Raw genomic sequence first — 709 nt, forward strand, 5'->3', positions numbered from 1 at the left:
GGTTGGTTTCGTTAAACTTATGATCGAAATGAACAGCCAACATATTCCAATTTACATCAAACCAATTACGTTCTCGGTTCGTTTGTCTTGGATCTTGTGCAAACATAGCATCTGACAGCCCCCCTGGTTGTTTGGCTAGGTAATCCATGTGGGTTACATCTAAGCCAACAGAGGTTTTTTCTGATATTTTATAATCTATATCTGAATAAAATGTGTAGCTATTAAAATGTGAATTTGCTCTCCAGCCATCGGCTTTTTTATATTGAAAAAAAGTATAATAGCTAAGTTTCCCTACAGTACCACTTGCACTGGTAAAAGCATTATAAAATCCAAAAGAACCTACAGTTTGCCTCGCCACTACTTCAAGTTTTTTATCAAGAACGGGTTTCCGCATGATAAAATTAATGAGCCCTCCAAACTGAGTACCATATTGAAGTGACGCTGCTCCACGAACAATTTGGATTCGTCCCACGGCTTCTACCGGAGGGGTATAATAACTTTCTGGATAACCCAAGGCATCGGCACTTATATCATATCCGTTTTGTCGAACATTGAAGTTCGACGTTCGGTTGGGGTCTAATCCTCTTCCTCCGATACTTAGTTGTAAACCACCACCCTCATTTTCCCATATATTAAGACCAGCTACTCTTGAATAAATTTGTCGGGCATTGTTGGTTGATAAATTAGCAACTAGTTGATCTGGTGTAAT

At 39.1% G+C, this 709-nt stretch carries 1 protein-coding gene; it reads right to left on the reverse strand.

The features are described 5' to 3' along the window. On the reverse strand, positions 1–709 hold a 709-nt coding region (locus tag VB798_RS24315), incomplete at both ends, for a TonB-dependent receptor family protein (protein ID WP_323689834.1).

This window comes from Arcicella lustrica (assembly GCF_034930985.1).
In the GTDB taxonomy this organism is placed as follows: domain Bacteria; phylum Bacteroidota; class Bacteroidia; order Cytophagales; family Spirosomataceae; genus Arcicella; species Arcicella lustrica.